The sequence below is a fragment of the Ectopseudomonas khazarica genome (assembly GCF_004521985.1).
GTDB lineage: Bacteria > Pseudomonadota > Gammaproteobacteria > Pseudomonadales > Pseudomonadaceae > Aquipseudomonas > Aquipseudomonas khazarica.
In genome coordinates, this window is sequence record NZ_SBHZ01000013.1 from 1 (window position 1) to 19,123 (window position 19,123).

The 19,123-nt window shown below is 67.1% G+C and carries 20 protein-coding genes; 10 read left to right on the plus strand and 10 right to left on the minus strand.

What is annotated here, in order from left to right; translation table 11 throughout:
* On the plus strand, nucleotides 1–239 hold a 239-nt coding region (locus EPK82_RS17005; protein WP_134677432.1), incomplete at its 5' end, for a TRAP transporter large permease subunit.
* Between the two features lie 314 nt (nucleotides 240–553).
* Nucleotides 554–2,515 (plus strand): acetate--CoA ligase, encoded by a 1,962-nt coding sequence (gene acs, locus EPK82_RS17010; protein WP_047592968.1) that lies wholly within the window; start codon nucleotides 554–556, stop codon nucleotides 2,513–2,515.
* Between the two features lie 61 nt (nucleotides 2,516–2,576).
* On the opposite strand, the gene EPK82_RS17015 is transcribed toward acs, so the two are convergent.
* Nucleotides 2,577–3,194, minus strand: coding sequence for a LysE family translocator (locus EPK82_RS17015; protein ID WP_134677434.1), 618 nt, complete (start codon nucleotides 3,192–3,194; stop codon nucleotides 2,577–2,579).
* A gap of 66 nt (nucleotides 3,195–3,260) precedes the next feature.
* On the opposite strand from EPK82_RS17015, the gene EPK82_RS17020 reads away from it, so the two are divergent.
* Nucleotides 3,261–4,175 carry a LysR family transcriptional regulator gene (locus tag EPK82_RS17020; RefSeq protein WP_134677435.1) on the plus strand — a complete coding sequence of 305 codons (915 nt, stop codon included), beginning with the start codon at nucleotides 3,261–3,263 and terminating at the stop codon, nucleotides 4,173–4,175.
* Nucleotides 4,176–4,221: 46 nt separating this feature from the next.
* Here EPK82_RS17020 and EPK82_RS17025 read toward each other — a convergent pair whose 3' ends face one another.
* Entirely contained in the window at nucleotides 4,222–4,899 is a 678-nt protein-coding gene (locus EPK82_RS17025; protein ID WP_037057390.1) for a DUF4197 domain-containing protein, read from the minus strand.
* A gap of 117 nt (nucleotides 4,900–5,016) precedes the next feature.
* Between EPK82_RS17025 and EPK82_RS17030 the strand changes: the two genes are divergently transcribed.
* The gene (locus tag EPK82_RS17030) at nucleotides 5,017–5,418 is read left to right on the plus strand and encodes a hypothetical protein (RefSeq protein WP_037057389.1); all 402 of its coding nucleotides are present in this window, start codon (nucleotides 5,017–5,019) and stop codon (nucleotides 5,416–5,418) included.
* A gap of 6 nt (nucleotides 5,419–5,424) precedes the next feature.
* On the opposite strand, the gene EPK82_RS17035 is transcribed toward EPK82_RS17030, so the two are convergent.
* The 5 genes from EPK82_RS17035 to EPK82_RS17055 form a co-directional block, all read right to left on the minus strand.
* Nucleotides 5,425–6,132, minus strand: coding sequence for an SDR family NAD(P)-dependent oxidoreductase (locus tag EPK82_RS17035; protein WP_134677436.1), 708 nt, complete (start codon nucleotides 6,130–6,132; stop codon nucleotides 5,425–5,427).
* Nucleotides 6,129–6,662 (minus strand): DUF3833 domain-containing protein, encoded by a 534-nt coding sequence (locus EPK82_RS17040; RefSeq protein WP_134677437.1) that lies wholly within the window; start codon nucleotides 6,660–6,662, stop codon nucleotides 6,129–6,131. Before EPK82_RS17040 ends, EPK82_RS17035 begins: the two co-directional genes overlap by 4 nt.
* An 8-nt stretch (nucleotides 6,663–6,670) precedes the next feature.
* A complete protein-coding gene (locus tag EPK82_RS17045; protein ID WP_134677438.1) occupies nucleotides 6,671–7,216 on the minus strand; it encodes a chalcone isomerase family protein in 546 nt (181 codons plus the stop codon).
* Nucleotides 7,217–7,547: 331 nt separating this feature from the next.
* Complete coding sequence (locus tag EPK82_RS17050) at nucleotides 7,548–8,240, minus strand: SDR family oxidoreductase (protein ID WP_218953016.1); 693 nt, start codon at nucleotides 8,238–8,240, stop codon at nucleotides 7,548–7,550.
* Nucleotides 8,237–9,100, minus strand: a complete 864-nt coding sequence (locus EPK82_RS17055) for an MBL fold metallo-hydrolase (protein WP_037057380.1) — start codon at nucleotides 9,098–9,100, stop codon at nucleotides 8,237–8,239. Before EPK82_RS17055 ends, EPK82_RS17050 begins: the two co-directional genes overlap by 4 nt.
* A 98-nt stretch (nucleotides 9,101–9,198) precedes the next feature.
* Here EPK82_RS17055 and EPK82_RS17060 point away from each other — a divergent pair, with 98 nt between their 5' ends.
* From EPK82_RS17060 to EPK82_RS17070, 3 genes are all read left to right on the plus strand, one after another.
* Nucleotides 9,199–10,098, plus strand: coding sequence for a LysR family transcriptional regulator (locus EPK82_RS17060; protein WP_134677440.1), 900 nt, complete (start codon nucleotides 9,199–9,201; stop codon nucleotides 10,096–10,098).
* Between the two features lie 68 nt (nucleotides 10,099–10,166).
* Nucleotides 10,167–11,528, plus strand: a complete 1,362-nt coding sequence (locus tag EPK82_RS17065; protein ID WP_134677441.1) for an EAL domain-containing protein — start codon at nucleotides 10,167–10,169, stop codon at nucleotides 11,526–11,528.
* Nucleotides 11,529–11,757: 229 nt separating this feature from the next.
* Nucleotides 11,758–12,426, plus strand: coding sequence for a TIGR04211 family SH3 domain-containing protein (locus EPK82_RS17070; RefSeq protein ID WP_037057374.1), 669 nt, complete (start codon nucleotides 11,758–11,760; stop codon nucleotides 12,424–12,426).
* A 4-nt stretch (nucleotides 12,427–12,430) separates the two neighbouring features.
* Here EPK82_RS17070 and EPK82_RS17075 read toward each other — a convergent pair whose 3' ends face one another.
* From EPK82_RS17075 to ubiM, 3 genes are all read right to left on the minus strand, one after another.
* Entirely contained in the window at nucleotides 12,431–12,664 is a 234-nt protein-coding gene (locus EPK82_RS17075) for a cytochrome Cbb oxidase CcoQ (protein ID WP_037057372.1), read from the minus strand.
* Nucleotides 12,654–14,087 carry a cytochrome-c oxidase, cbb3-type subunit I gene (gene ccoN / locus EPK82_RS17080; RefSeq protein ID WP_134677442.1) on the minus strand — a complete coding sequence of 478 codons (1,434 nt, stop codon included), beginning with the start codon at nucleotides 14,085–14,087 and terminating at the stop codon, nucleotides 12,654–12,656. The genes EPK82_RS17075 and ccoN overlap by 11 nt, the downstream gene beginning before the upstream one ends.
* A 157-nt stretch (nucleotides 14,088–14,244) precedes the next feature.
* Nucleotides 14,245–15,417, minus strand: a complete 1,173-nt coding sequence (gene ubiM / locus EPK82_RS17085) for a 5-demethoxyubiquinol-8 5-hydroxylase UbiM (RefSeq protein WP_134677443.1) — start codon at nucleotides 15,415–15,417, stop codon at nucleotides 14,245–14,247.
* A gap of 353 nt (nucleotides 15,418–15,770) precedes the next feature.
* Between ubiM and EPK82_RS17090 the strand changes: the two genes are divergently transcribed.
* Genes EPK82_RS17090 through EPK82_RS17100 form a run of 3 tightly spaced genes read left to right on the plus strand, consistent with a single transcriptional unit; the run spans nucleotide 15,771 to nucleotide 18,956 of the window.
* On the plus strand, nucleotides 15,771–16,733 hold the full coding sequence (locus EPK82_RS17090; RefSeq protein ID WP_134677444.1) for a glucokinase: 963 nt from the start codon (nucleotides 15,771–15,773) through the stop codon (nucleotides 16,731–16,733).
* A gap of 41 nt (nucleotides 16,734–16,774) precedes the next feature.
* Entirely contained in the window at nucleotides 16,775–17,509 is a 735-nt protein-coding gene (locus tag EPK82_RS17095) for a response regulator (RefSeq protein ID WP_037053646.1), read from the plus strand.
* A complete protein-coding gene (locus EPK82_RS17100) occupies nucleotides 17,499–18,956 on the plus strand; it encodes an ATP-binding protein (protein ID WP_134677445.1) in 1,458 nt (485 codons plus the stop codon). The genes EPK82_RS17095 and EPK82_RS17100 overlap by 11 nt, the downstream gene beginning before the upstream one ends.
* The last annotated feature ends 167 nt before the right edge of the window (nucleotides 18,957–19,123 follow it).

The window sequence follows — 19,123 nt, forward strand, 5'->3', positions numbered from 1 at the left end:
AGCTGGGTATCGACCCGATCCACCTGGGCATCATCATGGTGGTGAACATGGAGATCGGCCTGATCACCCCGCCGGTGGGGCTGAACCTGTTCGTCACCTCGGCGGTGACCGGCATGCCGCTGACCGCAGTGATCCGCGCCGCGCTGCCGTGGCTGATGATGCTGATCAGCTTCCTGCTGGTGATCACCTACATCCCGGCCGTGTCCATGGCCCTGCCGAACTGGCTGGGCATGAACTAGGACCACCGACGATACCGCGTCTACCTCTGCGCCCGGCCCTGTGCCGGGCTTTTTTTCGGCGGGCGTGCAGTGCGCAAGGGCAACGCTCGGTGGACCCGCCGGCGCGGGGGCATGCGCCTGACGAAACGCGAGGAACGCTGTCGATACGCGTCGTGTCGAACGGTGCATGACGCTGCCGCATGGGCTCGACACCTGCAGGGCAGGGCCTCGAGACCATGGTCTTAGAGCGGTAAGACCATGGTCGAATGGCCTCACGAAGGGTCGGGAGATACAAAAGGCAGCATACAAAAACAACTACCCACCGAGGTGATTCCATGAGTGCTGCGTCTCTTTACCCTGTGCGCCCCGAAGTGGCCGCGCGGACACTGACCGACGAGGCCACCTACAAGGCCATGTACCAACAGTCGGTGGTCAACCCCGAGGGTTTCTGGCGCGAGCAGGGCCAGCGCATCGACTGGATCAAGCCCTACACCAAGGTCAAGCAGACCTCTTTCGACGACCACCATGTCGATATCAAGTGGTACGCCGATGGCACCCTGAACGTGTCCTACAACTGCCTCGACCGTCACCTGGAAGAGCGCGGCGACCAGATCGCGATCATCTGGGAAGGCGACGACCCGTCCGAGCACAAGGAAATCACCTACCGCGAGCTGCACGAGCAGGTGTGCAAGCTGGCCAACGCCCTGCGCGGCCAGGATATCCACCGCGGCGACGTGGTGACCATCTACATGCCGATGATCCCGGAAGCCGTGGTGGCCATGCTGGCGTGCGCCCGTATTGGTGCCATCCACTCCGTGGTGTTCGGTGGTTTCTCGCCCGAGGCGCTGGCCGGTCGCATCATCGACTGCAAGTCCAAGGTGGTGATCACCGCCGACGAGGGCGTGCGCGGCGGCAAGAAAGTGCCGCTGAAGGCCAACGTCGATGACGCGCTGACCAACCCGGAAACCAACAGCGTGCAGAAGATCATCGTGGTCAACCGCACCGGTGGCAGCATCAAGTGGAACCAGCACCGCGACATCTGGTACGAAGACCTGATGAAGGTTGCCGGCAGCGTCTGCGCGCCGAAGGAAATGGGCGCCGAGGAAGCGCTGTTCATCCTCTACACATCCGGTTCCACCGGCAAGCCCAAGGGCGTGCTGCACACCACCGGCGGATACCTGGTGTACGCCTCGCTGACCCACGAACGCGTGTTCGACTACCGTCCGGGCGAGGTCTTCTGGTGCACCGCCGACATCGGCTGGGTCACCGGCCACAGCTACCTGGTCTACGGACCGCTGGCCAATGGCGCCACCACCGTGATGTTCGAGGGCATCCCGAACTACCCGGACGTGACCCGTGTCGCCAAGATCGTCGACAAGCACAAGGTCAACATCCTCTACACCGCGCCGACCGCCATCCGCGCCATGATGGCCGAGGGCAAGGCTGCCGTGGAAGGCGCCGACGGTTCCAGCCTGCGCCTGCTCGGTTCGGTCGGTGAGCCGATCAACCCGGAAGCCTGGCAGTGGTACTACGAGAACGTCGGCCAGAGCCGTTGCCCGATCGTCGACACCTGGTGGCAGACCGAAACCGGCGCCTGCCTGATGACGCCGCTGCCGGGCGCTCACGCCATGAAGCCAGGTTCCGCCGCGCGTCCGTTCTTCGGCGTGCAGCCGGCGCTGGTGGACAACCTGGGCAACATCATCGACGGGCCGGCCGAAGGCAACCTGGTGATCATCGACTCCTGGCCGGGCCAGGCGCGTACCCTGTTCGGTGACCACGACCGCTTCGTCGACACCTACTTCAAGACCTTCAAGGGCATGTACTTCACCGGCGACGGCGCCCGTCGCGACGAGGATGGCTACTGGTGGATCACCGGGCGTGTCGACGACGTGCTCAACGTCTCCGGCCACCGCATGGGCACCGCCGAGATCGAGAGCGCCATGGTCGCCCACAACAAGGTGGCCGAGGCCGCGGTGGTCGGCGTACCGCACGACATCAAGGGCCAGGGCATCTACGTCTACGTGACCCTGAACGCGGGCGAGGAACCGTCCGAGCAGCTGCGTCAGGAACTGAAGAACTGGGTGCGCAAGGAAATCGGCCCGATCGCCACGCCGGATGTCATCCAGTGGGCGCCAGGTCTGCCGAAGACCCGCTCGGGCAAGATCATGCGCCGTATCCTGCGCAAGATCGCTACCGCCGAATACGCTGCACTCGGCGACATCTCCACGCTGGCCGATCCTGGCGTGGTGCAGCACCTCATCGATACGCATCGCCAGATGCAAGCCGCCTGCGCCTGACCGGCAACGGCAAACGAAAGCCCCGCCCGGCCACAAGCCCGGCGGGGCTTTTTCATGGCGCTCAGCGTGGTTGCGAGGTCGTGGCCAGCCACAGGGCAAAGCCGACCAGCAAGGTGCCGAACAGTTGCTCGATGCGCTGCCGCATTGCCAGCAGGCGCAGCCGCACGGCCTGCGCCGACAGGCCCAGGGCGACCAAGGCGAACCAGGCGACATGGGCGATGGCGATGAATGCGCCATAACCCAACTGGCTGGCCAGCGAGGTCTGCGGGCTGACCACGCCCATGAACAGGCTGACGATGAACAGCGATGTCTTGGGGTTCAGTGCATTGCCGAGGAAGCCCATGCGCAGGGCGGCGAAGGCGTCGACGGCCAGCGCCGGGCTGTTCGTCTCCTGTTCCTCGGGGCGGCTACGAAGCATGCGCAGCCCCAGGTAGAGCAGGTAGCCGGCGCCTGCGAACTTGCACAGGGTGAACAGCCAGGCGGACTGCTGCAGCAGCAGGCCGAGGCCGAGCAGGGTGTAGGCCACGTGCACGAGCACGCCCAGACCGATGCCGACAGCGGTGAACAGGCCGGCGCGCCGGGACAGCATCAGCGATTGCCGGCAGACTAGCGCGAAGTCCGGGCCGGGACTGATGCAGGCGAGTAGGGTGATGGTGATTACAACTATCCATTCGCTCATGAGGTATGGTGTCTCTCGGTTAGTTAACGCCTATATTTTCCTCGTTTGCTGCATGGGTCTGTAACGATGATTTCTGATGCATATCGTGAGCTTGAGTCGTCATCTTCTGGCGTCCGCCTGCCCTCGCTGACGGCCCTGCGCTGCTTTGCGGCAGCGGCGCGCGAGGAGCACTTCGCCCGTGCGGCCGAGGCGTTGCACGTGACCCCCGGTGCCATCAGCCGCGCGGTGCGCCTGCTCGAGGCCGAGCTGGAGGTGACGCTGTTCGAGCGGCGTCGGCAGCGTGTGTTTCTCACCGACGAGGGGCGGCAGCTGGCCCGGTCCGTGGAGGAGGGGCTGGCGGTGATGGCACAGGCGGTCGCTGAACTGCGCGCCAGGGCCCGGCGCGGGCGCCAACTGGTGATCTCCTGCGAGCCGACCCTGCTGATGCGCTGGCTGATCCCGCGCTGGAGCGAGTTCCAGGCGCGCCATCCGCAGTTGCCCATGCATCTGGTGGCGGGCGGCGGTGGTTTTTCCTTCGAGCAGGGGATCGACCTGGCCATTCGCCGCGACGATTTTCCCTGCCCGGCGCATTACCACCGCGAACCGCTGTTCGAGGAGCAGGTGGCGGCGGTGTGCCGCGCGGACAGGGTCGAGCAATGGTTCACCGCCGATGGCCGGTTGCGCCCGTCGGCGCCGCTGCTGCATACGCGCACCCGGCCCACGGCCTGGAGCGCCTGGGCGCAGGCTGCCGGACAGTCCGTCAAGGCGCAGGGCGGGCAGGTGTTCGAGCACTTCTACTTCAGCCTGCAGGCGGCGGTCGCCGGGCTGGGGGTCGCCATCGGCCCCTGGCACCTGGTGCAGGATGACATTCGCAGTGGCGTTCTGGCGGCGCCGTCGGGGTTCTTCGGCGATGGCTCGCGCTACTGTCTGTACCTGCCGGCCGCCCCGGCAGAGGACTCACTGGCGAGCGAGCTGCTCGTCTGGCTGCGCGCCGTGGGCTGAGGGCCTGCGACGTCCCGTTGCGGGGCGTCGCAGGCGCCGGGTTGGCTCAGAGCGCGCCGAAGACCTTCTTCGCCAGGCTGGTGGCGGCGGCGGCCGGGTTTTCGCGGATGCTGGCTTCCTGCTTGGCGATCATCTCGAACAAGCCATCGAGCGCCTGTTCGGTGACGTAGCCTTCCACCGTGCTGCTCTTGGCGTCGACCACGCCGAAGCTGGCGGCCTGGCCGGCAAAGGCGTTGTACTGCTGGGCCAGGCCGACCTGGTCGGTGGCCTGCTTGACGATGGGCAGGAACTTGGCGCGAATCTGTTCGCGGCTGCTCTTGTTCAGGTACTGCGTGGCCGAGTCCTGCGGGCCGCTGAGGATCGCCTTGGCGTCGGCCACGGTCATCTTCTTCACGGCATCGACCAGCAGCGCCTGGGCTTGCGGCACGGCGGCCTCGGCGGCCTTGTTCATGCTGCTTTCCAGCTGTTCGACCTGGGCACCCATGCCCATCATCTTCATGGTCTTGGCGGCTTTGCCGAGCTTGCCCGGCAGTTCGATACGCACGTCGGGATTGTTGCTGAAGCCACCGGGCGTGCCCAGTTGCTTGACCGCCACCTGGGCGCCCTGGATCAGGGCGTCCTTCAGGCCGCCGCTGGCGTCCTGCTGGCTCAGGTCGGAGAGGGACAGGGCGAAGACGTTGGCCGAGAGCAGCAGGCCAGCGGCGAACGTGGTGAAGCGCAACATGGTGTTCATCCTTGCATCGAGGGGGAATGCTGTGAGCTTAACGAAGTCTGCCACGCTGGCAAGCCGGCCGATGGGCGTGGATGGGCAGCGCGCCTGGCTATGGCTATGATCAGGGGCATGAATTCACCCCTGCCTCTGCGTAACCCCTGTCCGCCGGGTGCCTGTGACTGTCAGCGCGATGAGCTGCTGGCGTTGCCGGGCGCCGATACGCGTGTGCTGCTGCTGACCCGGCAGGAGGAGCAGCGCCTGCTCGAGCGCCTGGAGAGCCTGCAGAGTCTGGAGGACCTGCAGCGCATGCAGCAGCGCATGTACGAACAGCTGGGCATTCGCCTGCAGATCGAGCCCAGCCATGGCGAGGTGCGCAGCATGCGTGGCATCCACATGCACTTCGAGGCGCATCCGGGGCTGTGCCGCAAGACCCGGCAGAGCATCCCCGCCGCGATTCGCCGGGCCATGGAAAAGACGCCGGAAATCGCCTGGCGCCTGCTCGACTCCTTCGATCTGTTCGGTGGCTCGTAGCTCGCCCTACCAGGGCAGCGGCTGACCATCGTAGGCATGGAAGCTGCCGCTGTGCTCCGCTCCCAGGCTGTCGATCACCCGCAGCAGCTCCCTGGCGGCCTGCTCGGCCGGGCGAGCCGCCAGCGCGCCACGGAAGGGCTGCGACAGAGGGGAGATCACCGTACCGGGATGCAGGCTGAGCAGGCGCGCCCTGGGTTTGCTGCGCGCCAGTTCGATGGCCGCGGTCTTGATCAGCATGTTCAGCGCCGCCTTGGACGAACGGTAGGCATACCAGCCGCCCAGGCGGTTGTCGCCGATGCTGCCGACCTTGGCCGAGAGCATGGCCATGGCGCCCTGCGCGTCGAGCAGCGGCAGAAAGTGCCGCAGCACCAGCGCGGGCCCCAGGGCGTTGACCTGGAACACCGCCTGCAACGCCTCGGCCTCGATGGCTGCCAGGCTCTTTTCCGGGGCGATGCCGGCGCGATGCAGGAGCCCGGCTGTATGCACGATCAGCTGATAGGGCCCTTCATCGGCCAGCGCAGCGGCGGCCTCGGCGATGCTGGACGGGGCTTCCAGGTCCAGCGCCGGTGAGCTGCCACGGCTCAGCTCGCGCACGCTGGCGCAGTGGGCGTCGGCGCGCAGCAGCTGGCAGAAGGCCTGGCCGAGGGTGCCGCTGGCGCCTATGACCAGCGCCTTGTAGCGCGTCCCCAGGCTGCCGAGCAGTGGCGTGTTCATGGTGTGGCCGCCGCGCGGCGGAAGAACAGCGTGACCTGGCCCAGCTCGATGCCGAACTTGCTCATGCTGGAACGGTTGATCAGGGTGTCGTCATCCATCAGGTACATCCAGTCGTCGAAGTAGACGACGTAGGTGCTGTCATCCACCGGCAGACTTAGGTGATACCGCCAGCGCAGGGCGTTGCCGGCGACTTCGCCGACGGCCTGGCCGACCACGTCGTCGGCGCTGCCGAGCCAGCGCCCGGCGCCGTCCGGCGTGAGGGTCCAGACCCGGCGCTGGCGCGTGCCGTCGCTGTACAGGAAGCGCTCGTCGAGAATCAGCCTGTCGCCGTCGCGGCGACTGTCGATGTCGACGTGAAAGCGCTTGATCACTTCGCCGGAACGATCCTGGAACATGCCCCAGGCCTGTACCGGACCGCTGAAGAAGGTGGGCAGGTCCAGTACGGGGCGTTGGTCGGCGTAGCGCTCGACGGGAACCTGGCCGCAGCTGACCAGCAGCAGGCAGGCGAGCAGGATGGCAGGCGTTCTCATGGCACTCCTCATCGGTTGAGGCCGAGCAGCGCGGCACGCAGTTTCGGGCTGCGGGTCTGCGGGTCGAGCCAGATGGCGAAGAAGGCGCGGGCGAACTCGTCATCCTCGATGACGTGCTGCAGCTGGCCATTGACGTAGAAGCGACAGCCCCGGCCGGGGAGGAACACGCCGGTGATGCGCGTGCCGTCCTCGACGTCGACGAAGGCCTGCTGCATCTGCCGGACCCAGTCTGCCTGCTGCTCGCGATCGAGCGGCTCGCCGTTGAGGCGGCGGATTTCGTCGAGGCTGGTGTCCACCAGGGTGTCGCGGCTGATGCGGCGCCGGTAGGTCAGCTCCAGGGCGAAGGGCTGCGAGAAGTCCACCTGCGCCACCGGGCTCCACAGCTTGGCGTTGTATACCGAGAAACCGAACCAGCTGAAGTCGCCGCTGCCGATCAGGGTCGCCTGTGGCACCTGGGCACGCCAGCTGCCCTGGGCGCAGGCCGGCGCGGTGACGCAGGCCAGCAGGAGCAGCGCCAGGAGGGCTGCTGGCAGCGGTCGAAGCGAGGTCGCCATGGGCGCTTCCTCCTGGGCTGGTGGTGGCCGCGTCCAGCCGTGCAGCGAGTGGCCCGGCGGCGACGGGCGATGAATAAAAAAATCCGGCAACCAAGAAAGGGGGGAGAAGAGGGTTGCCGGATTGCGCAGCGTGTCGAGTTCGAGCGTTCACGGGCGCCCGGTACGGCGTCCATGAGGCATGTTGCTATTCAATATATGTACAAAATCTAGTTTTGTAAAAGAATTGTATAGCTGTGTGCGAATGCAGTGAGGTTGTGCGGGCGGCGGGGCGGGAGCGTCGAAGACCCTGTGCCTCGTTCGGGCGAGGCACGGGCAGGCGTGTGGCGGGGCGTCACCAGGGCAGTGACTGGCCCTGATGATCGAGGAAGGCGCACTGGCGACGCCCGAGTTGATCGAGGATCACCTGGCGCAGGTCACTGGCGCTCTGCTCCACGCTCAGCGGGGCGGCCTCACCGCCCATGTCGGTGCGCACCCAGCCGGGGTGCAGCGCCAGCAGGCTCCAGGGCAGGCGTGGCAGTTGCGCCTGCCAGCTGCGCAGCAGGCTGTTCAGCGCGGCCTTGCTGGCGCCGTACAGCGGCATGTCGGCGGCACGTGCCAGCGTCAGGCTGGCCATCTGCGAGCTCATGAAGGCGATCACGCCACCGTCGGCCACCTGCTCGGCCAGGCACTGGGCCAGGCGGATCGGGGCCACCGCGTTGGCCAGAAACAGCTGACCGACATCGTCGAACAGGGCCTGGCGCGGGTCCTGGTGGCCCGGGCCATAGACCCCCGCATTGAACAGTGCGCAGTCGAGGCGCCTGCCATGCAGGGCGGCTTCGAGGGTGCTGGCCGCGTCGAGGCGAGCGAGGTCGCAGGCGATCACCTGCAGCGCCTGTGGGTGGCGGGTGCGCAGGGCATCCAGCGGGCTGGCCGGACGCAGTTCGCGCACCACCGCCAGCACCTCCCAGCCCGCCTCGACGAACGCGCGGACCAGGCCGAGGCCCAGTCCGCGCGAGGCGCCACAGATCAGGATGCGGCCACTCATGGCCACTGCATTTCGCCCTTGAGCACCTTGGCGCTCAGCTCCAGGCTGCTGTCATCCTGCAGCTGGGGATAACGCGCCTGCATGGCGGCGATCAGCGCCTGGCTGTCCTTGGCCTTGGGCAGTTGCTGCTCCAGCGTCAGCAGGTATTCGCGGGTGAAACGCAGGTCGTCGAGGCCCATCGCCGGCTTGCCGAGGTAGTGCCCGGGCACCAGGGTGGTCGGCTGCAGCGCTTCGAGTTCATCCAGGGATTTCAGCCAGCGCTGGCGCGCCTCGGCGCTCTGCGCATCGGCCACCCAGAGGTGGATATTGGCACTGGTCAGCACGCCGCCGACCACGGCCTTGATGGCGGGAATCCACAGGCTGGTGTGCTGTGGGTCGTGACCGACCACTTCGATGCGCTGCCCTTCGAGTTCCAGCGCATTGCCTTGCAGGGGCTCGGGCACCTGGGTGCGGGCCGGGGCGCTGTCCTTCAGGATCGGGCCCCAGTAGGCCAGTTTGGGCGCGCGGGTCTTCTCGATGTAGGCGACGGTGGCCGGGGTGGCCAGTACCTTGGCGTCGGGGTAGGCGCGGGTCAGGGTATCGAGGCCGAAGTAGAAATCGGGATCGCCATGGCTGATGAAGATGGTGGTCAGGCGCTTGCCGCTGGCGCGGATGCGTTCGACCAGGGCCTGGGCCTCGGTGTTGGAGAACTGCGCGTCCACCAGGATGGCGTCCTTCTCACCGCTGATCAGGGTCGAGCTGACCGGGAACACGGCATTCTCGCGCGGGTTGTAGATGTCCAGGGTCAGGGGCTGGGCGAGGGCGCCAGCCGCCACGGCGAGCAGGCCGAGGCCGGCGAAGAAACGGGAAGTGAGGGACATGGTGGTCTCCAGGCAGGTGAGGGGCGCATCTTATGCGCTACCTGGCGAGCGAAAAGCCCCGTAAGCTGGTCATGTTTGTTGCATGAATCGAGCGAATTATGGATCGACTGACAGCGGCACGGGTTTTCGTCGAGGTACTGGAGCGCGGCAGCCAGACGGCTGCGGCCGAGGCGCTGGACATGTCGCGGGCCATGGTCTCGCGCTACCTGGCCGAGCTGGAAGGCTGGGCCGGAGTGCGCCTGTTGCACCGCAGCACGCGCAAGCTGAGCCTGACGGCGGCCGGCGAGCAGATGTTGCCGCAGTGCCGCGAGATGCTGGCACTGGCCGAGCGCATGCAGGCCCTGGGGCAGGGCGTGGACGCCGTGCCGCGCGGCACGCTGCGCATCACCAGCAGCCAGTCCTTCGCCCAGGCCTGGCTGGTGCATGCGTTGCACGACTTCACCAGCCGCTACCCGCAGGTCAACATCGACCTGCTGATCGGCAGCGAGGCCGTCAACCTGGTCGAGGCGCGCATCGACCTGGCGCTGCGCATCACCAACCAGCTCGACCCCAACCTGATCGCCCGGCACCTGGCGGTATGTCGTTCGGTAGTGTGTGCCGCCCCGGCGTACCTGGCGCGCCAGGGCACGCCGCAGCATCCGCAGGACCTGACCCGGCACAACTGCCTGGCCTACGCCTATTTCGGCCGCAGCCTGTGGGAGTTCGCGCACCAGGGCGAGGCGACTGCGGTGTCGGTCTCCGGCAGCCTCAGCGCCAACGAGTCGATGGTGCTGCTGGAGGCGACGCTGGCCGGCGCTGGCGTCAGCCTGCAGCCGCTGTATTCGGTGGAGGCGCTGCTGCGCGAGGGCCGGCTGGTGCAGCTGCTGCCCGACTATCGCTCGCCGGAACTGGGCATCCATGCGCTCTACGGCAGTCGCCGGCAGATGCTGCCGGCCATGCGTCTGCTGCTGGATTTTCTCGCCGAACGCCTGGCCAGCAAGGCGCACTGGCGCTACTGAAGCGGTGCCGAAACTTGCATTCGGCCCAGCAGCTTCAAGAATGAGAGTGATCGCTCAAGGACTTTCCCATGCCATCACTCTCGATCTTCGGCAAACGTGTCCGCCAGCTCTGGCATGGCGCGGACCTGGCGCTGGTCGGTCAGCGCCGCGAGCGGCGCATGCGCATGCTGGCCAGCCTGGTCATGGTCGGGATGGGTGTGCTCTGGGGGCTGTTCTTTCTCTCGCACGGCTACACGGCCATCGCCCTGATGGACCTGGCGATCATTCTCAGTGGCGTGGCGGTCTTCCTCCTGACCCTGCGCAACCGGGCGCTCAGCGCCAACCTGGTGCTGTTCGGCGCACTGCTGGTGGTCGTGGTCGCCTCGACCCTGCTGCTCGACCCGCCCACGCTCGCCGCGCCGCGCGCCACTCACCTGTACCTGCTGCCGATGGCCGTGGCGGCGCTGATGGCGTTTCGCGACGAGCCCATGGGCTTGCGCTACGGCATCTCCCTGTTCTGCCTGCTGCTGTTCGTCGCGCTGGCGGCCTCCACCTGGCGGCCGACCGACCTGCATGCGCTGCCGGACGAGGTGCGCGTGGTCGGCTCCTGGGTGCAGGCGCTGGTGGCCATGCTGATGTTCTTCTTCCTGTTGCACATCCTGCAGACCGACACCGCCGAGCGCTCCGAGCTGGACCGGGACCTGCGCGCGGCTGTGCGCGAGCGCCAGTTCGTCCTGCACTACCAGCCGCAACTGAACGGCGCCAACCGGGTGATCGGCGCCGAGGTGCTGATTCGCTGGCTGCATCCGCAGCGCGGCCTGCTGGCGCCGGGGGAGTTCATCGACCACGCCGAGCACACCGCGCTGATCATCCCCATCGGCCACTGGGTGCTGGAACAGACCGCCGAGCAGCTGCACCAGTGGCAGGACGAGCCGCTGTACCGCGACATCGACCTGGCGGTGAACATCAGCCAGAAGCAGTTCTCGCAGAACAGCTTCGTCGCCGAGATCGCCGGGCTGATCGAGCGGCATCGGATCGACGCGCAGCGCCTGGAACTGGAGCTGACCGAGACGCTGATCGTGCATGACATGGAGGACCTCACGCGCAAGATGACGGCGCTGGTGGAGCGTGGCGTGCGCTTCTCGCTGGATGACTTCGGCACCGGCTTCTCCTCTCTCAGTCATCTCAAGCGCTTGCCGCTGAGCAAGCTGAAGATCGACCGCTCGTTCATCTGCGACGTGCTCAGCGATGCCAACAGCGAGGCCATCGTGCGCAGCGTCATCGCCCTCGGCCAGAGCATGGGCATGACGGTGATCGCCGAAGGCGTGGAAACCGAGGCGCAGCGCCACTTTCTGGCGAGCAACGGCTGCAACCAGTTCCAGGGATACCTGCTCGGGCGGCCGATGCCGCTGGCGGATTTTCGCGCCTTCGTCCAGCGCCACAATGGTTGAAGCGCTGCTGCGTCCATCGTTCATCGTCAGCGGCGAGTGAACTCGAAGCCGTCCGCCAATGTCTGTCTGCTGTCGGCCCGAACGGGGAGGGGTAGATGGCTAATTGCCGCTAGTGTGGCGTCTTCGTCGCAGATTCTGCTCGTATCGTGTTGCAGCGCGTTTGCCGTGCTCGCCGTCATCGCCCATCCCGCTCGCCGGGTTCGTCTGACTGCCACGTGAAGATCCTCCCATGCTTTTATCCCGTCATTTCTCCTGTCGCATCGCTCCGCTCCACACCCGTGCCCTGGGCGCCTGCCTGCTGCTCGGGGGGCTGCTCGGCAGTACCCTGCTGCACGCCGAAGAGACCGCCGGCAATCAGCGCTGGGTCAGCGACAGCCTCAACACCTATGTGCGCAGTGGCCCCACCGACGGCTACCGCATCGTCGGCACGCTGACGTCCGGGGAGAAGGTGGAGCTGCTGCGTACCCAGGGCGACTACAGCCAGGTGCGCGGCGCCAGCGGCAATGCGGTGTGGATTCCCAGTCGTGACCTGCAGTCGGTGCCCGGCCAGGCCGAGCGCCTGCCGCAGCTGGAGCAGAAGGTCGCCGACCTGAGCGCCGAGCTCAAGGGCATCGACGATGCCTGGAAGGCGCGCGTGCAGGGCATGCAGGAGACCCTCGACTCGCGCAAGAAGCTCATCGAGGAACTGCAGGCCGCGCGCAGCGCGCTGGATGCCGAGCTGACCACCACGCGCTCGCAACTGCGCGATGCCCAGGCGCAACTGGGCAACGAACAGCAGCAGGCGTTGATGCGCTACATGGCCTACGGCGGCAGCATCGCCGGTGCCGGGCTGCTGCTCGGCCTGATCCTGCCGACCATGCTGCGCGTGCGCCGCAAGCGCAACGATCAGTGGGTCTGAGGCGCTACAACAGGCGCTCCCCGAGGTGCTCGCAACGTCCGTCGCAGGCCCCCGGGCAGGCGCAGCCGCTGGTGCTGCGCCCGGTGTCGCGTTCCACCCGGCGCGCCACTTCGGGGTCGTCGACGAAGGGCAGCATGGTCGCTTCGTCGAGCTCGCGCTGCGTCGCTCGGCCGAGGCTGATCTGCACGCCGAGGTAGAACAGCAGCAGCGCGAGTATCCCCCAGGCCTCAGCGGGCATGAGCGACCTCCGGCGCAGGCTGCGTGGCCCGTTCGCCGGCGCGCAGGGTCAGCCAGGTGTTGAAGGCCATCAGCAGCATGCCGCTGAGGAAGCACAGGCCGCCGACCAGGCGCACCACGAAGCCGGGGTGGCTGGCCTCCAGCGCTTCGACGAAGGAGTAGGTGAGGGTGCCGTCCTCGTTGACCGCGCGCCACATCAGGCCCTGGGTGATGCCGTTGACCCACATCGAGGCGATGTACAGCACGGTGCCGATGGTGGCCAGCCAGAAGTGCGCGTTGATCAGGCCGATGCTGTACATGCGCTCGCGGTCGAAGACCTTCGGGATCAGGTGGTAGAGCGAGCCGAAGGTGATCATCGCCACCCAGCCGAGGGCCCCGGCGTGCACGTGGCCGATGGTCCAGTCGGTGTAGTGGGACAGGGCGTTGACGGTCTTGATGGCCATCATCGGGCCTTCGAAGGTGCTCATGCCGTAGAAGGCCAGGGACACCACCAGGAAGCGCAGGATCGGGTCGGTGCGCAGCAGGTGCCAGGCGCCGGACAGCGTCATCATGCCGTTGACCATGCCGCCCCAGCTCGGCGCCAGGAGGATGATCGACATCACCATGCCCAGGCTCTGCGCCCAGTCCGGCAGGGCGGTGTAGTGCAGGTGGTGCGGGCCGGCCCAGATGTACAGGGTGATCAGCGCCCAGAAGTGCACGATGGACAGGCGGTACGAGTACACCGGCCGGTTCACCTGCTTGGGCACGAAGTAATACATCATGCCGAGGAAGCCGGTGGTGAGGAAGAAGCCCACGGCGTTGTGCCCGTACCACCACTGCACCATGGCGTCGGTGGCGCCGGAATACACCGAATAGGACTTGAACCAGCTCACCGGGATCGACAGGTGGTTGACCACGTGGAGGATGGCGATGACCAGGATGAAGGCACCGAAGAACCAGTTGCCGACATAGATGTGAGGCGTCCTGCGGCGGGTCAGGGTGGTGAAGAACACGATGCCGTAGGCGACCCAGACCACAGCCATCCACAGCGCGCCGGTGAACTCGATCTCGGCGTATTCCTTGGTGGTGGTCAGGCCCATGGGCAGCGTCACCAGCATGATCAGGATGGTCAGCTGCCAGCCCCAGAAGGTGAAGGCGGCGAGGCCGTCGGAGAACAGGCGCGTCTGGCAGGTGCGTTGCAGCGCGTAGTAGCTGGCGGCGAACTGTGCGCTACCGGCGAAGCCGAAGATCACCAGGCTGGTGTGCAGGGGGCGCAGGCGGCCGAAGCTGAGCCAGGGGGTGTCGAAGTTGAGTTCCGGCCACACCAGTTGGGCGGCGATGAGCACGCCGGTGCACATGCCCACGACACCCCAGACGATGGTCATCAGGGTGAACTGGCGGACGACCTTGTAGTTGTAGGCCGGGTGGGAAGCAGCAGATTGCATCGCGGTAACCTTCCATACAGTAATGCGCGCGCAGCCGCGCGAATGGCGAAACTGTAGGGAGGCCGGGTAAAACAAAACAGACTCAGAAAGTGCTGTCTGATGCGTATCAGATGAGCCGGTCGAGGGCGCGCCGGGTGCGCCGCGCCCGCGGGGCGGCTCAGGCGCGGGCCGTGAGATGGCGGGCGATGCCCTTCTTCAGTGGCAGCAGGCCCTCGGCCATGCGCAGGCCGGCACCGCGCAGCAGGCGGGCGGGCAGATGGTCGTTGGTGTACAGCTCCACCAGCAGGTTGGTGGCCTGGTACAGCGGCCAGGTGGCCAGGCGCAGCTGGCGCTCGTAACGGCTCAGCGTGGCTGGTGCAGCGATGTCCTGGTGCCTGGCGTGGGCCGCCAGCAGGGCCTCGCTCAGCAACTGCACGCCGATCAGGCCGAAGTTGAAACCATGCGCGGTGACCGGGTGCATGCCCACCGCGGCATCGCCGAGCAGCGCGCAGCGCTTGCCGACCATGCGCCGCGCGTAGGCCCCCACCAGCGGGTAGGCATGGCGGCTGCCGAGCAGTTGCATGGCGCCCAGGCGGCGGTCGAAGCGCTGCTCCATCTCGCGGGCGAAGGTGGACTCGTCGAGCGCCAGCAGGCGTTCGATCTCGCGTGGCGGCAAGGTCAGCACCGTCGACGATTGCCGCCCGTTGAGCGGCAGCAGGGCGAGGGTCTGGCCGTAGCCGAACCACTCCCAGGCCACCTGCTGGTGCTCCAGCTCGTGCTGCATGCGGCACACCAGCATGCTCTTGCCGAAGTCCTTGAGCTGCGCCCCGATGCCGAGCTGGCGCCGGGTGTCCGAGAAGCGGCTGTCGGCGGCGACCAGCAGGCGCGGCTGCAGCACCTGGCCGTCCTGCAGGACCAGCTTGATCTCGTGTTCGCCCGACTGGATGGCGCGCACCTGGGTGTCGCACAGCAGGTGCACGTCGCTGCATGCACGGACGGCCTCATAGGCGGCGCGGCGAATGGCCTGGTTGGCCACCAGGTGGCCGAGCCGTTCGGCGCCGGCCTGTTCGGCGCGGATCTTCAGGGCGAACAGCGAAGGGCCGTTGAACACCTGGGCATCGCGCAGCACGGCGACATCCTCGGCGGGCAGCCGCGACCACAACCCCAGACGCTCGAGCAGTGCCTGCGAGCCATGGGTGAGGGCAATCTCGCGGCCGTCGAAAGCGGGGTCGGCCAGGGCTTGCTCGGCCTGGCGCTCCAGCAGCATGATCGACAGACCGTGCCCGGACAGGGCCCTGGCCAGGCACAGGCCGGCTGGGCCGGCGCCGACGATGACGATATCGGGTGACATGTTGCTTCTCCGTGCGGATTACCGGAAGGGCGGCGGATCGCGCCCGCCGTGCGCCCATGGACAGTGCGAGTCTAGGGGGCGGCCATGCCGCGGATATTGTCCGGGGTCATGCCGAGGCGTGAATGCGGCGGCGCCCCGTCCGTTGCCGCAGGGGCTCGGGACGTGCGTCACGTGTTCTGTGAAATATTGTTGTTATCACTACTTTAATCCGATTGAAGGGCATGATTTTCCGGTTTACTGTGTCGTGCGTTGTCTGAACTACAAAAATAATTCCGGTTTGGAGTCGAAAGCATGCCCCCTCATGCCCCTGAGGTAGCCCTTCTGTGCAGCGCCCTGTTGCGGGAGTTGCGCCCGTGAAGCTGGCGCTGGTCGGTGATATCGGCGGCACCAACGCACGCTTCGCCCTGTGGCGTGACGAGCAACTGCAGGCGGTGCAGGTCCTGGCCACCGCCGATTTTCCTGGGCCCGAGCAGGCCATTGCCGCCTACCTGCATGCCCAGGGCCTGCCCCTGGGCGCCGTGGATGCCGTGTGCCTGGCCTGTGCCGGGCCGGTCAGCGGTGATCTGTTCCGCTTCACCAACAATCACTGGCGCATCGAGCGAGCCGCCTTCTGCGCGGCGCTGCAGATCGAGCACCTGCTGATGATCAACGATTTCTCCGCCATGGCCCTGGGCATGACCCGCCTGCGTGACGGCGAGCGCCTCCAGGTCTGCCCTGGCGAAGCCCAGGCCGGACGTCCGGCGCTGGTGATCGGCGCTGGCACCGGGCTTGGCGTCGGCACCCTGCTGGGGCTGGAGGACGGTCGCTGGCTGGTGTTGCCGGGGGAGGGCGGCCATGTCGACCTGCCCATCGGCAGCCCGCGCGAGGCCGAGCTGTGGCAGGTCCTGCACCAGCAGCTGGGCCACGTGCGCGCCGAGGACGTGCTCAGCGGCAACGGCCTGCTGGCGCTGTACCGGGCGATCTGCACGCTGGACGGGCAGCCGCAGGTGCATTCGACGCCTGCCGCGATCAGCGCCGCCGGTCTGGCGGGCGAGCCGCTCGCCGGCCAGGTGCTGGAGCAGTTCAGCCGCTGGCTGGGACGGGTTGCCGGCAACAACGTGCTGACCCTTGGCGCGCGTGGCGGCGTGTACATCGTCGGCGGCGTCGTGCCGCGTTTCGCCGAGCGTTTTCTCGCCAGTGGATTTGCCAAGAGTTTCAGCGACAAGGGCTGCATGAGCCATTACCTTGACGGCATTCCGGTGTGGCTGGTGACGGCCGAGTACCCGGGGCTGACCGGTGCCGGCGTGGCCTTGCAGCAGGCGTACGGCGCCGACTAGTGCGGCGCGTGGCGGCATGAATACAACAAGGAGGGTGGACCATGAGCCAGCCCGGCAAGTCGATACTGCTGGTCGATGACGACCAGGAAATTCGCGAACTGCTCGAAACCTACCTGAGCCGTGTCGGCTTCGCGGTGCGCGCCGTGCCCGATGGCAGCGCATTCCGCCAGAGCCTGTGCGCGCAGCCGGCCGACCTGGTCATCTTCGACGTGATGCTGCCCGACGAGGACGGCTTCAGCCTGTGTCGCTGGGTGCGTGGCCACCAGCGCTTCGCCCAGGTGCCGATCATCATGCTGACCGCCAGCTCCGACGAGGCCGACCGCGTGATCGGCCTCGAACTGGGGGCGGACGACTACCTCGGCAAGCCGTTCAGCCCGCGCGAGCTGCTGGCGCGGATCAAGGCGCTGCTGCGTCGCGCGCAGTTCACCCAGGAGCGCAGCGGCGAGGTGCTGGCATTCGAGGACTGGCGCCTGGACATGGTCAGCCACCGGCTGTTCCACCGCGACGGCGAGGAGGTGATCCTCTCCGGTGCCGATTTCGCCCTGCTCAAGCTGTTCCTCGATCACCCGCAGCAGATTCTCGACCGCGACACCATCGGCAACGCCACCCGTGGCCGTGAGGTGATGCCGCTGGAGCGCATCGTCGACATGGCCGTCAGCCGCCTGCGTCAGCGCCTGCGTGATACCGACAAGCCGCCACGGCTGATCCGCACCGTGCGCGGCAGCGGCTATCAGCTGGCGGCGATGGTCAGCGTGCAGGCCGGCGATGGGCGCTGAGCCACGGCGCTGGTTGCCGCTGCCACGCTCGCTGCTGGGGCGCATGCTGCTGCTCACGCTGCTGGCGATACTCGCGGCGCAGACCTTGTCCAGCGTCATCTGGCTGTCGCAGTTGCGCGCCACCCAGCTCGAAGGGCTGGTCACCACGGCCCGCAGCCTGGGCCACTCGATGTCCGCCAGCGTGCGCTACTTCCGCTCGTTGCCGGTCGCCTACCGGCCACTGGTTCTCGACCAGCTGCGCAGCATGGGCGGCACGCGCTTCGTGGTCAGCCTCAACGACCGCCCCTTGCAGATGAAGCTGCTGCCGAACACGCCACGCACGCAGGCGGTGACCGAGGCGGTGACCGCGGTGCTGCACAAGTCCCTGGGTAGCAGCGCAGACATCTCGGTGACCTTCGTCAGCCCGGAGGACCTGCGCATCTTCAATGGCGGCCTGAAGCTCGACGAACTGCCGCGCTCCTGGGCGCACTACGCCCTGACCCTGGAACCGGTCAATCCGCCGGTGCTGGTGACACAGATCCAGCTGGCGCCGGGCGAGTGGCTGTACATCGCCTCGCTGCTGCCCGAGCCCTACACCAGCCTGGAGGAACCCATCCTGCCCGCGCAGCAGCTGTGGTTCATCCTGCTGACCAGCGTCTTCCTGCTGCTGTTCATCGGCTTGCTGGTGCACCTGCAGAGTCGCCCGCTCAAGCGCCTGGCCCGCACCGCGCGGCACATGTCGCTGGGCGCGGAGGTGGAGCCGGTGGCCGAAGGCGGTGGGCGCGAGGTGGTGGAAGTGGCCCGTGCGTTCAATGCCATGCGCGAGCGCATCAGCCGTTACCTGACCGAACGCAGCCAGCTGTTCAGCGCCATTTCCCATGACCTGCGCACGCCGATCACGCGCCTGCGCCTGCGTGTCGAACTGCTCGACGACGAAGGCCTGCAGACCAAGTTCGGCCGCGACCTGGACGACCTGGAGCTGCTGGTCAAAGGCGCGCTGCAATGCGTGAAGGACACCGACATTCACGAGAACATCGAGCCGGTGGATCTCAACCACCTGCTGCACTGCCTGGTGGAGCCCTACCTGGCGCCAGCGGGCAACGGCAGCGTGACCCTCGATGGCCAGGCCAGCAGCGCCTATCCGGGCAAGCCTCTGGCGCTGCGGCGCTGCATCGGCAACCTGATCGACAATGCCCGCAAGTACGGCAGCAATGCCCACCTGCACATCGAGGACGACGGCGTGGCCTTTGTCCTGCATGTCGATGACGAAGGGCCGGGGGTGCCCGAGCAGCGCCTGGAGCAGGTGTTCGAACCGCACTTCCGCCTGGCCGGCCAGCAGCAGGGCTATGGCCTGGGCCTGGGTATCGCCCGCAACATCGCCCATAGCCATGGCGGCGAAGTGAGCCTGCGCAACCTGCGGGAGGGCGGCCTGCGCGTCACCCTGCGCCTGCCGCGCACGCCGGACTGAATGTCACCGTTCGGTGACAAAGGCAGACCCGTTCGTTACCTGGCGCTGATGGGGCGCTCGTTAGAATCCGCTGCGGGGACGAGTGGCTGCTGGGCGTTTCGCAGCGCACCTTTCTGCTGGATGGGTGAAGCGGCATCCGGCTTTTCATCCAGCCGGGGCCGCGCGGG